Annotated in this window: 15 protein-coding genes; 7 read left to right on the top strand and 8 right to left on the bottom strand. The window is 64.8% G+C overall.

Annotated features, from left to right (window positions below; all coding sequences use genetic code 11):
- The first annotated feature begins 69 nt into the window (after positions 1–69).
- Together AC5RTE_RS06160 and AC5RTE_RS06155 are read left to right on the top strand one after the other, a co-directional pair.
- The gene (locus AC5RTE_RS06160) at positions 70–390 is read left to right on the top strand and encodes a hypothetical protein (RefSeq protein ID WP_494040519.1); all 321 of its coding nucleotides are present in this window, start codon (positions 70–72) and stop codon (positions 388–390) included.
- 191 nt (positions 391–581) lie between these two features.
- Positions 582–890, top strand: a complete 309-nt coding sequence (locus tag AC5RTE_RS06155; protein ID WP_494040518.1) for a hypothetical protein — start codon at positions 582–584, stop codon at positions 888–890.
- 43 nt (positions 891–933) lie between these two features.
- On the opposite strand, the gene AC5RTE_RS06150 is transcribed toward AC5RTE_RS06155, so the two are convergent.
- The 6 genes from AC5RTE_RS06150 to AC5RTE_RS06125 all read right to left on the bottom strand — a co-directional run bounded on the left by AC5RTE_RS06150 (position 934) and on the right by AC5RTE_RS06125 (position 7,321).
- Positions 934–1,896, bottom strand: coding sequence for an NAD(P)/FAD-dependent oxidoreductase (locus AC5RTE_RS06150; protein WP_494040517.1), 963 nt, complete (start codon positions 1,894–1,896; stop codon positions 934–936).
- Positions 1,897–2,073: 177 nt separating this feature from the next.
- A complete protein-coding gene (locus AC5RTE_RS06145; protein WP_494040516.1) occupies positions 2,074–2,427 on the bottom strand; it encodes a GNAT family N-acetyltransferase in 354 nt (117 codons plus the stop codon).
- A 76-nt stretch (positions 2,428–2,503) separates the two neighbouring features.
- Positions 2,504–3,355 carry a class II fructose-bisphosphate aldolase gene (locus AC5RTE_RS06140; RefSeq protein ID WP_494040515.1) on the bottom strand — a complete coding sequence of 284 codons (852 nt, stop codon included), beginning with the start codon at positions 3,353–3,355 and terminating at the stop codon, positions 2,504–2,506.
- Positions 3,355–4,773: a GntP family transporter gene (locus AC5RTE_RS06135; RefSeq protein ID WP_494040514.1), complete on the bottom strand. Its 1,419-nt coding sequence runs from the start codon at positions 4,771–4,773 to the stop codon at positions 3,355–3,357. Before AC5RTE_RS06135 ends, AC5RTE_RS06140 begins: the two co-directional genes overlap by 1 nt.
- Positions 4,774–4,879: 106 nt before the next feature.
- Positions 4,880–5,779, bottom strand: coding sequence for an NAD(P)-dependent oxidoreductase (locus AC5RTE_RS06130; RefSeq protein WP_494040513.1), 900 nt, complete (start codon positions 5,777–5,779; stop codon positions 4,880–4,882).
- A gap of 57 nt (positions 5,780–5,836) precedes the next feature.
- Positions 5,837–7,321: a four-carbon acid sugar kinase family protein gene (locus AC5RTE_RS06125; protein WP_494040512.1), complete on the bottom strand. Its 1,485-nt coding sequence runs from the start codon at positions 7,319–7,321 to the stop codon at positions 5,837–5,839.
- Between the two features lie 154 nt (positions 7,322–7,475).
- On the opposite strand from AC5RTE_RS06125, the gene AC5RTE_RS06120 reads away from it, so the two are divergent.
- Positions 7,476–8,180, top strand: coding sequence for a FadR/GntR family transcriptional regulator (locus tag AC5RTE_RS06120; protein ID WP_494040511.1), 705 nt, complete (start codon positions 7,476–7,478; stop codon positions 8,178–8,180).
- A 130-nt stretch (positions 8,181–8,310) separates the two neighbouring features.
- Positions 8,311–8,523, top strand: a complete 213-nt coding sequence (locus AC5RTE_RS06115; RefSeq protein ID WP_256249351.1) for a dodecin — start codon at positions 8,311–8,313, stop codon at positions 8,521–8,523.
- A gap of 80 nt (positions 8,524–8,603) precedes the next feature.
- Here the strand turns inward: AC5RTE_RS06115 and AC5RTE_RS06110 are convergent, their stop codons facing one another.
- Together AC5RTE_RS06110 and AC5RTE_RS06105 are read right to left on the bottom strand one after the other, a co-directional pair.
- A complete protein-coding gene (locus tag AC5RTE_RS06110; protein WP_494040510.1) occupies positions 8,604–8,822 on the bottom strand; it encodes a hypothetical protein in 219 nt (72 codons plus the stop codon).
- Between the two features lie 125 nt (positions 8,823–8,947).
- On the bottom strand, positions 8,948–9,865 hold the full coding sequence (locus AC5RTE_RS06105; RefSeq protein WP_494040509.1) for a helix-turn-helix domain-containing protein: 918 nt from the start codon (positions 9,863–9,865) through the stop codon (positions 8,948–8,950).
- A 206-nt stretch (positions 9,866–10,071) separates the two neighbouring features.
- Here AC5RTE_RS06105 and AC5RTE_RS06100 point away from each other — a divergent pair, with 206 nt between their 5' ends.
- The 3 genes from AC5RTE_RS06100 to AC5RTE_RS06090 are packed head-to-tail and all read left to right on the top strand — an operon-like array spanning position 10,072 to position 12,920.
- Positions 10,072–10,893 carry an aldo/keto reductase gene (locus tag AC5RTE_RS06100; RefSeq protein ID WP_494040508.1) on the top strand — a complete coding sequence of 274 codons (822 nt, stop codon included), beginning with the start codon at positions 10,072–10,074 and terminating at the stop codon, positions 10,891–10,893.
- Positions 10,894–10,926: 33 nt separating this feature from the next.
- Positions 10,927–11,898, top strand: coding sequence for an aldo/keto reductase (locus AC5RTE_RS06095; RefSeq protein ID WP_494040507.1), 972 nt, complete (start codon positions 10,927–10,929; stop codon positions 11,896–11,898).
- Positions 11,892–12,920, top strand: a complete 1,029-nt coding sequence (locus AC5RTE_RS06090; RefSeq protein WP_494040506.1) for an NAD-dependent epimerase/dehydratase family protein — start codon at positions 11,892–11,894, stop codon at positions 12,918–12,920. The genes AC5RTE_RS06095 and AC5RTE_RS06090 overlap by 7 nt, the downstream gene beginning before the upstream one ends.
- Positions 12,921–12,977: the final 57 nt, after the last annotated feature.

Raw genomic sequence — 12,977 nt, 5'->3', positions numbered from 1 at the left:
GTGGGGGGAAATTTGGAGCAGCAAGCGGGTGCGTACGGATTCCGGGAAGTGGATGCGTATGGACAGACCGTGACGGAGGATGCGCCGTCCGCAGCCGCGGAAGAGCCGGGAAGCGTCGGATCCTTTGCCGTCAACCCTTTCATCATTGTTCTTTGGCTGCTGGCCGCCCTTCTGGTGGGTGGCGGCGTCTCGGCTGCCTTTAATGCCGATCTGACCACGGGACCGTCAGGCGGAGGGACGCCGATGCCTTTCGTGATTTTCACCCTCGCCCCTTACGCAATGCTGGGCGGGGTCATTGCTGTCGTAGGCCTGCTGCTCTGGCATGCACACCAGTGGCAGCACCGGCGGAGCCAGGGGCACAAGGCCGGCGCCTTCAGCGGGCAGCAATAGACAGCCTCGGGGCAGCGCCGGACGGCCTTGGCGGCAGGCAGCGGGAAGGCAAATGTGCCCTGCGCCACGGGCGGATTTGTCCAACTATTAGTAAGCATGCTTTGCTTATGCGGTAAATGAACCTCCGCAAGCAGTTCGCGGCGGGGCTGCCAACGCCGGCAGTTCCGTGAAGAAGCCCAAGGACGAACATCGTGACCACAGCAGTGAAAAATCAGTCGGCAGCACCCATCGAGCCGGAAGCAGGGGCAGAAGCTCCGGTCAGCTTCCTCCGTCCGGTGGACGCGGGACTGCTGGTCACCATGACTTCACGGATGCACTGCCGTGCCCCCATGCAGCTGGTGGATCCGGACGCCACACCGCTGTACCAGCCCGTCCACGTTGACATCGCCCCGGCCCTTCCCGCCGGCCCCGGCTCCCCCGCCAGTGTGGACACCTACCGCTGCGCCTGCGGTTTCACCCTCGACGTCCCGGCAGCCACCCTTCACGCCCTGGCCAGCTGACAGGGCCCACACCGCACACCCGGCCAGCTGACAGGGCCGGCCTTTAACGGATGGCGGGGCTCCTTGCCGCCTCCACCGCGAGCCGGGTGTCCTCCAGCACCAGGTCCGCATTGATTGCTGCGGCAGCCTTGAGTCCGGCAGCAGCAGCTGTCATGACCTGGGCGGAAACGTCGGTGGCATTGCCTGCCGCCCAGACGCCCGGGCAGGATGTCAGCCCCGCTTCGTCGGTCGGGAGGCGGGTCCCCGGCCCCTCCTCCAGGTCATCTGGCTCCAGCCCCAGGGCTTGGAGCATGTTGGCCTTACTGACTGTTGCCGGGCTGACCACCAGCACTTCCAGCGGTACTGCTGATCCGTCATCGAGCGTGACCGCCGTGAGCCGGTCGTCCTGGACCACCAGCCCGTGGACCCGGCCGTCAACCACCTTGACCGACCGTGCGGCCAGCTGTTCCGATTGGCCCGGGCTGAGCACCAGTTGACCGTGGAGCAGGAGGGTTACGTCCGCGCTCCACTGCCGGAAGGTCAAGGCCTGAAGGACAGCGTGGTCATCGGAGGCCAGCACCCCCACCTTTTGGTTCCGGATTTCCCAGCCGTGGCAATAAGGGCAGTAGAGGACATCCCGGCCCCAGCGGTCGGCCACCCCAGGCAGTTCGGGGAGCTCGTCCTGAATCCCCGAGGTAATCAGTAGCCGGCGGGCACGGCACGTCGACCCGTCCTCGAGTGAGAGCTCGAAGTTGTCGCCGTCGCGCCTGGCAGACTTAACAAACCCGGGGATGGCTTCACCACCGTAGTCCGCCAGTTCTTCCCGCCCCGCAGCAAGGAGCTCCCGGGGGCTCATGCCCTCGCGGGTGAGGAAACCATGCACGCCTTCCGCAGGGAGGTTCCTTTGCCCGCCGGCGTCAATCACTACTACTGACCGCAATGCCCTGGCCAGGGCAACGCCGGCGCTAAGGCCGGCCGGTCCGCCGCCGATGACGGCCACATCAAACAGTTGTTCCTGGTGATTCATCCAGGATTCCTTCCGGTGCGCGCTGCCTCAAGGGCCGCGCGTTTTCAAAGCGTGCGCCCTCTGCAAGACCGCGCACAGGAAAGGTACCCGACACTGCGGCGCCATAACGCGCAGCCCGGGCACAAATGGTGGAAAGGAAGGATCTGTCGGTAACTTGCCGGGGGCCGCCGGTAGATTTCAGGCTCCGGAACCGCTCCTCGCCGGGCTGTCGGGCCAGTCAACGCACTGCTCATAGCCCTCGTGCCGGCGGAGGTAGCCGGCGATGAACGGGCAGTGCGGGATGATCCGCTTTCCCGCTGCCACCACGTCATCCAGCGCGAAATGGGCGAGGACCTTGCCCAGGCCCTGGCCCTCGAACTCCGGGGACGTCTCTGTGTGGCTGAAGTCGATATGGCCGGGGAGGTCGCGGTAGAAGGATTGGACGGCCAGCTTGCCGCCCACGTGCAGCTCGTAGCGGTGGTGTGCGTCGTTGCGGCTCAGTGAGACATCGGGGGTGAACTGGTCCTCGGTGGACATCGTGTTCTCGGTCATGGTTTGACACTGGCACTACTTCACCCCGCTGGCAATGCCCCGGCTTACCCTTCAGCAACGTCCTGTCACTTGCGGCCTAGCGGGAAAGCATGCCCAGCGCCGATGAAGCGAAGCTGCCCACTGACTGGCTCCAGTGGCGCAGGAGTCCCTGGAGGTTCTCGCCGTCGGACCGGTGTCCCGGCAGCTGCTCCTGCAAGGTGGCGAGGACACCCGTGCGAAGCTCGGTGTTGAAGTTGACCTTGCCAACGTTCATGGCCGCAGCCTTCACCAGTTCCGCTGCCGGGATCCCGGAGGCTCCGTGCAGCACCAGTGGAATGTGCGTCCGCACTGCGATGTCCTGCAGCACGTCCCAGCGCAGCTGCGGCTCCCCCTTGTACTTGCCGTGAACGTTGCCGACGGCGACAGCCAGCAGCTGCGCGCCGGTGCGGGATACAAAATCCTCCACTTGGGCGGAATCCGTCAGCCCGGTCACGGATACACCCGACTGGTCGGCGCCAAAGGCTCGGTCCTCGTCTCCCGCAAGGCCGCCCAGTTCAGCTTCCAGCACCACGTCAGGGCCCAACAGGGCCCGGGCCGCAGCGACCAGTGCGATGTTGTCCTCGTAAGGAAGGGACGAACCGTCGGCGAGGACGGAATCCGCCCCCGACGTCACGGCGTCGGCCATCACCTGAAGGTCAGTTGCGTGGTCCAGCTGCACGGACACCGGAACGGACGCCGCGTCAGCGAGGCCACGCAGGGCGCCAATGAGGCGCCGTCCGTTGGGCGTGGCGGCGGTCTTGGGAGCCACGAGGAGGATGACGCCCCGGCCCGATTCCTCGGCTGCGGCCACCACTGCCGAAGCGGTGGTGAAGTCGTAGCAGGTGAAGGCCGGGACGGCGGAGCCCTGCTGGAGGGCGGAGGTGACCAGGTGGTCGAGTCGGGTGCGCATCAGACGGTCAGGCCTCCGGCAAGGATCCAAACCAGGAACGTGAGGACGAAGCCTGCCAGGCCAAGGACCGTGGTGAGCACAGTCCAGGTCTTCAGGCCGTCGGCCACGGAGAGGCCAAGGAAACGGGTGACGATCCAAAAGCCGGAGTCATTGACGTGGCTCAGGCCAAGTGCGCCGAAGCCCATGGCTACCAGGATGAGTGCTGTCTGGAAGGGCGAGAAGCCGCCGCCGGCCACGGATGCTGCCAGCAGGCCCGAAGTGGTGATGATGGCCACCGTGGCGGACCCCTGGGATGCACGGAGGATGGCCGCGAGGACGAAGGCCATCACGATGACGGGGAGGCCGGCAGTCTGCAGCCCTTCCGCGAGGGCCTTGCCGATGCCGGAGACGGTGAGCACCTTGCCGAAGACGCCGCCGGCGCCGGTTACCAGGATGACGATCGCGGTGGGAGCCAGTGCGGAGTCCATCACCTCGCCGGTGTGCTGCGAGGACCAACCGCGGCGGATGCCCAGGAAGTAGTACGCCAGGCCCAAGGCCGTGAGGAGTGCAATCAGCGGAGCGCCGATGAACGCGGCCAGCTGGGAAGCGAAGGATTCCTTGGGCAGGATGACAGCGCCCACAGTTCCCACCATGATCATGAGGATCGGAAGGACAATCAGGGTGATGATCATGGCGGGGCTGGGAGCGGTCTTGACTTCGCTCTTGACGGCAACGTTGGATGCGCCCTGGGCAGCTTCCTGCTCGACCTGTGATGTACCGGTACCAAAGAGCTTGAACTGCTCGGCAGTGGCGGGCAGCATGGCAAAGTCACGCCGGTTGAGCCTGCGGGCAACGAAGTAGCCCAGGACGCCCACGGGAATGCAGAGGGCGAGGCCAATGATGGTGGTCCAGCCAATGTCTGCGCCGAGGATTCCGGCGCCGCCAACAACGCCGGGGTGCGGCGGGACAACAACGTGGATGGCCAGCATGATGCCGCCGACGGGCAGGCCGATTTTGACCGGGTTGAATCCGGCGGCCTTGGCAAATCCGTAGATGATGGGGATGAGGATGATGAATCCGACGTCAAAGAAGACTGGGATGGCCAACAGGAAGGCTGCGGAGGTCAGGGCCGCGATGACCCGGCGGGGGCCGAGCAGCTGCGTGAACTTGCCGGCGAGGGCCTGCGCACCGCCGGAAATCTCAATCATTTTGCCCAGCATGGCGCCGAGCCCAACCAGGATGGCGACGGATCCAAGGGTTCCGCCCATGCCTTCAGTAACCGTCTTGATGACATCCGGCAGCGGAATGCCGGCCACCAGGGCAACTGCCACGCTGACCACCAGGAGGGCAAGGAAAGCGGGGATTTTGAACTTGATGACGGCCACGAGCAGCAGGGCGACGCCCGCCGCTGCTATGGCCAGAAGAGCTAGTGCGCTCATCGTGTGTCTCCTTTGACATCGCCAGTTAAGCCTGGCGAGCTGGGTTGGTACGACGACGGCGGAGGGGGGACCGCCGTCGTCGTACGTTTTGGGGGAAGGTGGCTTGTTACTGGGTGCGCTTGGTGGGGGCGACGACCTTGATGACGGCGGAGTCATCAGCGGCGGCGAGGCCCTGTGCCTGGCCCAGGAGGTAGAGCTGCTCGGCAGCGGCTGCAACCGGAGCTGCCAGCCCGGCAGCGCGGGTGGCCTTGCCCACGATGCCCATATCCTTGACGAAGATGTCCAGGCGGGACAGCACCTCCGCGCCTTCCTCGTTGTACGCCTCGAGGATGCGGGGCCCGCGGTTGGACAGCATGAACGAGCCAGCGGCACCGGCTTCGAGGGCGGCCAGGGTCTTGGCCTGGTCCAGTCCCAGGGCGTCGGCGAGGGCCATGGCCTCGGCGGCAGCTGCGATATGGACGCCGCAGAGCAGCTGGTTGACGGTTTTCAGGGCCTGGCCGTCGCCGGGCTTGTCGCCCACCACGGTCAGGGTCGAAGCCAGCAACTCCAGGGCCGGGGCTGCTTTCCCCCGGGCCTCAGGCGAAGCGCCCACGACGATCAGCAGGTCGCCTTCTCCGGCGCGCTTGGGTCCGCCGGAAAGCGGGGCGTCAACAAGCTCCACGCCGTACTCGGCAAGCTTGGCCACGGTGCCGGGGATTGGCTCGGTGCCCACGGTGCTGCCGAGGATGACGACGGCACCGGGCTCCAGCACGGAGGCGACGCCGTTCTCGCCGAAGAGGACGTCGTTGAGCTGGTCGCCGTTGCGGACCGCCAGGAGCACGGCGTCGGCGCCCTTGGCGGCTTCGCGGGCTGTGGCGAACGTGGTGATGCCCGCTTCCTCGGCCAGCTTCAGGCGCGGCTCGGCGATGTCGTAGCCGTGCACGATCAGCTGGGAGGCCATCCGGGTGGCCATGGGCAGTCCCATGGCGCCGAGGCCCAGGACGGTAACGGTGTAGCTGCTGGTCATGGTGTTCTCCATTGAATTCTGGGGGAATTACGATGAGTGGCGGTGGGGCCGTGGGGACTAGAAGGTGTTGCTGAGCTTGCGGGTGACGTCGGCCAGTGACTGGTCATCGCCCACGTTGCCGGCGAAGACGATGTACGGGATGCCCTTGGCGGGGCCGTCCACCGGCTCCCAGAGCGAGACGATGCCGGGAAGCATGGGCCCGCGGACGATAGCGTGGCGGATCTCCAGGCCGTGCGCTGCAACGTCGGAGGAGGTGATGCCGCCCTTGGCGATGACGAACCGGGGCGGGAAGGTTTTCAGCGTCCGGTTGACCACGGCGACGACGGCGGCGGACACCGTGCGGGCGATCCGAAGGCTTTCGGCGGGGTCGTCAGTCTTGATCAGCAGGCGGCTGGTGTGGACGATGACGTCACCTTCGCGAAGGGCTTCGACGACGGTGTCCACGGTGAGGTCCAGGTGGCCGGCCGCTTCTGTTTCGGCACCAAGGAGCTTCTCGACGTCGATCTCCACGATGCGTGCCGCCCGGTGCTGCTCGGTGAGTGCCTTGAGCTGGCGGGTGGTGACGCCGACGTGGGAGCCGACAACGATGAGCCCGCCTGCTTCGGAGGGAGTGTTGCCGGCGTAGGCTTCCGCTGCAGTCAGCTCGGTGCGGATTTCCTGGCCGATCCGGGCGCGGCCAAACGGCGGACCCACGCGGTAGAGCAGCTTTTTGCCCCGCCGCTCGGCTTCTTCCAGGCCCAGGGACAGGGCGCGGAGGTCGTTTTCGGTGACGATGTCAGCCACGATCGGAGTGGAGTCCGTGGCCGCATCGATGGCATCGGCGATGGCGTTGGCACTGATGGCGGGGTCCTGGGCTGCAGCACCGGCGCGAATGGTGTTCAGGTCCAGGACGATCACGGAGTCCGCTGCGAAACGTCCTTGGGACTTCTCTTCGACGTAGTCCGCCATGACGGACGTGGTGAAGCCGAACGTGGCGTCCTCGGCAAACTCGGTCTCCGACACAGGAGTTAGAGTGCCGCCGGCCCCGCCGGTGCCGCGCATGTAGTGGACACCGCCGATGGTGACGCGCCCGGCGTCGGGAAAGGCGGGGACCAGCACTACGCCGTCGGTTTTTTCACCGCTGACATCGGCAACCGTAGCGGCAATGACATCCGGTTCCAGAGGATAGTGGCCGCGAAGGGTGGAATCGCTGCGGCTGACGAACCCGAGGCGCAGCCCTTCAGGCGAGCCGGCGGCGGCAAGGGCGTTGCGGACCACTTCTTCATTGCGGGCCGCGGCCTCTGCTGGGTCCAGGCTGCGGGTGTTGGTGAGGACGTAAACGGCGGGTTTTGACTGGCCAAAAGCCCAGATGAAGTCCTCCACGTCCCAGCTGGTGAGCACGGGCAAATCTGCCACGGACTGCGTACCGGTGGGGTCGTCGTCGAGCACTACCAGGACGCGCGGGGTCTCGGCGTTGGAGGCAGCCAGCGTGCTGGCCACCAGTTCGGCGGGAATCCGGACTTCGGCCGGGTAGCGGGCAAGAACGTCTGCTTCAAGCGTCACAGTGCACTCCATTGTGTATGAATCCGGGACGGATCCGGATGTGAAAACTGTAAGATGTCTGACATTTCTATCTGAAGGCCAGTGTGGCACAGGACATAAAGACGCGCAAGTAGACTTGTCTGACATATCCACGGAGACACCGACGGGGGCAGCAATGGCAAGAAAGTCGCTGGTAGGCCAGGTGGCTGATGAACTCCTTGACCGGATCATCGCAGGCGATTTTCCGCCCGGTGCCACCGTCCCCGGCGAGCATGAACTCAGCGCCAGGCACGACGTCAGCCGCATGACTGTCCGCGAGGCGATGAAGACTCTGGAGGCGCAGCAGATCCTCAGCGTGGAGCGCGGCCGCGGCACTTTCGTCAATCCGTTGAACCGGTGGACATCACTCGAAGCCGTGCTGCGCGCCGCTTCCGAAGGCAAAAACGAGGCAGAGGCGTCCGTCCAGCTCATCGAGCTGCGGCGCATGCTGGAGACAGGCGCCTGTGAACTTGCGGCAGGACGCATCAGCGACGCCGACATCCAGACGCTCTACAGTCACGTGGCCGCAATGCGGGCCGCCCACGGAGTGAACGATGTTGCCGCTTTCGTGGCGGCAGATTTGGCCTTCCACGACCTGATCCTGCATTCCTCCGAAAACGTTTTTGTGGCCGTGTTGTTCGAACCGCTCCACCGTGTGCTGGAAAAACGGCGGGCAGAGACCTCGGCGGTGCCGGAGATCCAGGAACACGCTATAGGCCATCACCAGAACATCGCCGAGGCACTGGAGTCCCATGATGCATCACGGGCACGTGAAGCCATGGACGCGCACATGCAGCAGACCCTCGATGACCTCAGGAACCTGGTGCTTGAAGCCCAGTGAGTATCCCCTCGAGGGGTCAGGGCCGGGAGCTGCAGTTCCCGTCCGGGGACTGGCCAACGTTCTTGGCGTGCCATTAGTCTTCAAGGACGGCCCGCAAACTGGGTGCGCAAGGCAATCACGAGGAGCGAAGTTGTCCAACCACACATACAGCATTTCTGAAATTGTCGGCACGTCGGATCAGGGAGTGGACGACGCCGTCCGGAACGGAATAGCCAAGGCATCCCAGACCCTCCGGAATCTTGACTGGTTTGAGGTCAAGGAAATCCGGGGTCACCTGGAAGAGGGCAAGATCGCCGACTGGCAGGTGACCATCAAGCTCGGTTTCCGGCTCGAAGATCACTAAGTCAAAGCCAACTGGCCCGCAGTCAGCGCCGCTCGTAGTGGGCGGCACTGACTGCGGGCCAGTCCTATGTCCAGCCCCTGCTAATTAGCCGGGGCTGTACCTGCTGAACGGCGCCGCCAGACTGTGGGAACGCCGTCGAACGCCGGAAAAACGTGTCCTTCGAAGAAGGACAGCACGGTGTGCGGGTCGAGGTCAGGGCTCCAAAGGCCGGAGGCTGGGCAGTGGGAGCCCGTGGCGGTGGAGGGCGCGCCGGTGGCGGCGGAAGTTTGGCGTTCCTTCAGCAGGGCGATGCGTTTCATCGTTGAGACCATCCTTGGGTGGGAGCTTGTTTTCCCAGCCTAGGAAGGGCAGGGAACGATCCCTATGGGCTCATGGCCAGAATTGGTCGCTCCTGCTGGCCAAAAGTACAGGGGCGCGGCACCACTTACTCCCCGCCCTCGGTGGCGGCTACGGGAGCGTCGGCCACCGCTTTGGCCTGTCCGTCCTGGCTTGTTGCGCTGGCGTCGGCGGCACCGAGGCTGCCGAGCAGTGCCAGGGCATCGGCGGACGGCGACCCCGGCCGGGCGGAATAGATCCGGAGCGTCTGGTCCGGGTCCTCCGGAAGAACGAGGTTTTCAAAGTTCAGCTCGAGTTCTCCGATGACGGGGTGATACAGGCGGACCATTCCCGCGGACCGCGTGGCCACCCGGTGCCCCGCCCACCATTGTCGGAAATGCTCGCTGTTCACCGCCAGTTCGCCCACTAAATGGTTGGCCTGCGCGTCGTTGGGATGCCTGCCGACATCCAGGCGGAGCGCGCCGGCGGCTTCGGCAGCCACTGTCTTCCAGTCCCGGAACAGCTCGCGGGCAGCGGGGTCCAGGATGAGCCAGCGGGTCAAGTTCCGTTCCAGCGCAGGAAGGGCAGGAAAGTCGGTGAAAAGCAGGAAGGCCAAACGATTACCCGCGAGCACGTCGGTGCGGCGGCCAAGCACCAGGGCTGGAACATCCCCCACTGCCTCAAGGAGGTAACGCAGAGCCGGACGAACGCCTTGGGCCACCTGCCCCGTTGACCGAGGCGTGGTTGCGCAGTGCTCCAAAAGATCCATCATGTGGGCCTGCTCGCCGCTGCTGAGGCGGAGCGCCCGGGACACCGCGTCCAGGACGGTGCGCGAAGGGTGGATGTTCCGGCCCTGTTCCAACCGGACATAGTAGTCCGTGCTGACGCCAGCCAGTCTTGCCACCTCTTCCCGCCGAAGGCCGGGCACCCTGCGGGCACCTGTGGACCGATTGGTTCCGGCGTCTTCGGGGGTTAACCGGGAACGCATGGCTTTAAGAAATTTGCCGAACTCGGCGCTTTGACCCATGCAGACCATTGTGACCCGCGCTGTCCGCCCGGTTCTACAACGAAGGTAGGACTGGCAGTCCTAGGAAAAATAAGAACAGCCTTGCTTACTGACAGAGCCGTCAAAAGTGCATAGGCTCAATACCGAGCCAAGCGGAAACCGCTTTCTCACGGTCGAGCCCACGGCACCCCCGCACTTTTACCCCGCCTCTATACAAGGAGCCACCCATGTCAGAGCTGACACTGAACAACGGCGTCACCATCCCCCAACTTGGTTTCGGCGTTTTCCAGGTACCGCCGGAAGACACCCAGCGGACCGTGGAGGACGCCCTTGAGGCCGGATACCGCCACATCGACACCGCTGCCGCCTACCGCAACGAGGCCGGCGTGGGAGCTGCAGTCGCGGCCACCGGCATCCCGCGCGAGGACATCTTCATCACCACAAAACTTCGCAACGGCGAACAGGACCGGGCCCAGGAAGCATTCCAGAACAGCCGCAAGGCACTGGGCCTGGACTATGTGGACCTGTACCTCATCCATTGGCCGGTCCCGTCGCAGAACCTGTACGTGCAGGCCTGGAAGGAGATGGAGCGGCTGTACGAGAACAACCAGATCCGCGCTATCGGGGTCTCCAACTTCCTGCCCGAGCACCTGGACGAGCTACTGGAATCTGCGGAAATCGTCCCGGCCGTGAACCAGGTTGAGCTGCACCCCAGCTACCAGCAGGCGGAACTGGCGGACAAGTGCCGGAGCCTTGGCATCGCAGTGGAGGCTTACAGTCCCCTCGGCCGCGGTGCGGATCTGAACCGCAACGCAGTGACCGCCATCGCAAATGACCACAACGCCACCACCGCCCAGGTGGTGCTGGCCTGGCACTTGGCGGCCGGAAACATCGTCATCCCTAAGTCCAGCCAGGGGTCACGCATCCGTGAAAACTTCGCCGCGTCCGCCCTCACACTTTCCGACGAGGAACTTTCCGCAATTACGGCACTGGAGTCCGGAGCGCGCCAAGGGTCCGATCCCGCCGTCGCCTCCTTCACACAGCTGTAGTTTCGACGGGCTCAACCACCGAAAGGACTTCGAATGCAGTACACCCAACTGGGCCGCTCAGGCCTGAAAGTCTCCCGGCTCTGCCTGGGAACCATGAACTTCGGCCCCCAGACAGAGGAAGCCGAAGCCCACAGCATCATGGACTCCGCACGTGACCAGGGAATCAACTTCTTCGATACCGCCAACGTGTACGGCGGAGCCGGGCACCGGGGCTGGACCGAGGAAATCATCGGCCGCTGGTTCGCCAAGGGCGGCGAGCGCCGGGAGCACACGGTGCTGGCCACCAAGCTCTACGGGACCATGACAGACCGCCCCAATGAATCCAAGCTCTCTGCGCTGAACATCCGGCGTGCGCTGGATGCAAGCCTGAAACGCCTGCAGACGGACTACATTGACATCTACCAGTTCCACCATATCGACCGGAACACCCCGTGGGACGAGATCTGGCAGGCCATCGAGGTGGCGGTGCAGCAGGGCAAAATCCTCTACTCCGGCAGCAGCAACTTCGCCGGCTGGCACATCGCCCAGGCGCAGGAAGCTGCCCGGAGGCGCAACTACACCGGCCTGGTCAGCGAACAGTCCATTTACAACCTGTTTATGCGCCAGGTGGAACTGGAGGTTATTCCGGCGGCCCAGCAGTACGGTCTCGGGCTCATCCCCTGGTCCCCGCTGCAGGGCGGACTCCTGGGCGGGGTGCTGAAAAAAGAGCGGCAGGGTGTCCGGCGGACCGAGGGCAGGGCAGCTGAGACCCTCAAGAAGCACCAGGACCAGATCCAGCAGTATGAGGACTTTGCCGATGACCTGGGCCAGGAGCCCGGCGACATTGCCCTCGCCTGGCTGCTGCACCAGCCCGCGGTCACGGCGCCAATCGTGGGGCCGCGCACCCAGGAACAGCTCGACGCCGCCGTCCGCGCTTTAGACGTCACCCTTGACGCCGATGCGTTGAAGCGGCTCGACGACATCTTCCCCGGGCACCGGACCGCACCGGAAGACTACGCGTGGTAAACCCACCTGTCAGCGAGGCTGGAACGGTGGCGCCAAAAAGCATCCTATTCATTGGCGGCACCGGGGTGATCAGCGCCGCGGCGGCACAACGCGCCGTCGCGCTGGGCCACCGGCTCACAATCCTCAACCGGGGCCGGTCCACCAGGCCGGTCCCGGTTGGGGTGGAGATTCTGCACGCGGACGTCCGGGATGTCTCAGCGGTTCGGGAGGCGCTGGCCGGGCGGGAGTTCGACACCGTTGCGGATTTCATCACGTACAAGCCGGACCAGGCCAAAGCCAGCCTCGACCTGTTTGCCGGCGGCACCGGCCAGTACGTGTTCATCAGTTCCGCGTCCGCCTATCAGAAGCCTCCGACGCGCCTGCCCATCCGCGAATCCACACCGCTGAAAAACCCGTTCTGGCAGTACTCCCGGGACAAGATCGCCTGTGAGGAACTGTTTTACGAGGCCTACCGGGAACAGGACTTTCCGCTCACGGTGGTCCGCCCGTCCCATACCTACGACCGCACCAAGATTGCCATGGTGGGCGGCTGGACGGACATCCACAGGATGCGTACTGGGCTGCCGGTCATGGTGCACGGCGACGGCACCTCGCTCTGGACATTGACCCACAGCAGGGACTTCGCCAAGGCATTCGTGGGGCTGCTGGGCCGGCCCCAGGCGGTAGGCGAAAGCTACACCATCACTTCCGATGAGTACCTGCCCTGGAACCAGATCTATCGGCTGTTCGCCCGGGCAGCAGGTGTCCCGGAGCCGGAACTCGTTCACGTTGCATCGGAAACGATCGCCGCGCACAGCGACGAGCTCGGGCCCAACCTGCTGGGCGACCGCTCCCACTCGGTGGTGTTCGACAACGCCAAGATCAAGTCCCTGGTGCCGGACTATTGCGCCACCATCCCCTTTGCCGACGGAGCCCGGGAAATCGTGGGCTGGTACGACGCCAACCCTGGGCTGCAGGTAGTCAACCGGGAGTTTATGGACCTGAGTGACCGGCTGACCGCCTGGACACGCCGCGGCGCCTGAGCCGGTCAGCTCAATTTACAACGTTCTAAATACCTTCTTTGCCGGCATGCCGCAAGG

The organism is Arthrobacter sp. K41, assembly GCF_059089645.1.
The sequence above is the reverse complement of the archived record's forward strand: the minus strand, read 5'-3'. Positions and strand labels throughout refer to the sequence as shown.

What these genes read in the sequence shown, in the direction of transcription:
- AC5RTE_RS06150 (WP_494040517.1), bottom strand. Translation starts at nt 1,896, where the DNA reads ATGAATCACCAGGAACAACTGTTTGATGTGGCCGTCATCGGCGGCGGA.
- AC5RTE_RS06145 (WP_494040516.1), bottom strand. Translation starts at nt 2,427, where the DNA reads ATGACCGAGAACACGATGTCCACCGAGGACCAGTTCACCCCCGATGTC.
- AC5RTE_RS06140 (WP_494040515.1), bottom strand. Translation starts at nt 3,355, where the DNA reads ATGCGCACCCGACTCGACCACCTGGTCACCTCCGCCCTCCAGCAGGGC.
- AC5RTE_RS06135 (WP_494040514.1), bottom strand. Translation starts at nt 4,773, where the DNA reads ATGAGCGCACTAGCTCTTCTGGCCATAGCAGCGGCGGGCGTCGCCCTG.
- AC5RTE_RS06130 (WP_494040513.1), bottom strand. Translation starts at nt 5,779, where the DNA reads ATGACCAGCAGCTACACCGTTACCGTCCTGGGCCTCGGCGCCATGGGA.
- AC5RTE_RS06120 (WP_494040511.1), top strand. Translation starts at nt 7,476, where the DNA reads ATGGCAAGAAAGTCGCTGGTAGGCCAGGTGGCTGATGAACTCCTTGAC.
- AC5RTE_RS06110 (WP_494040510.1), bottom strand. Translation starts at nt 8,822, where the DNA reads ATGAAACGCATCGCCCTGCTGAAGGAACGCCAAACTTCCGCCGCCACC.
- AC5RTE_RS06105 (WP_494040509.1), bottom strand. Translation starts at nt 9,865, where the DNA reads ATGGGTCAAAGCGCCGAGTTCGGCAAATTTCTTAAAGCCATGCGTTCC.
- AC5RTE_RS06100 (WP_494040508.1), top strand. Translation starts at nt 10,072, where the DNA reads ATGTCAGAGCTGACACTGAACAACGGCGTCACCATCCCCCAACTTGGT.
- AC5RTE_RS06095 (WP_494040507.1), top strand. Translation starts at nt 10,927, where the DNA reads ATGCAGTACACCCAACTGGGCCGCTCAGGCCTGAAAGTCTCCCGGCTC.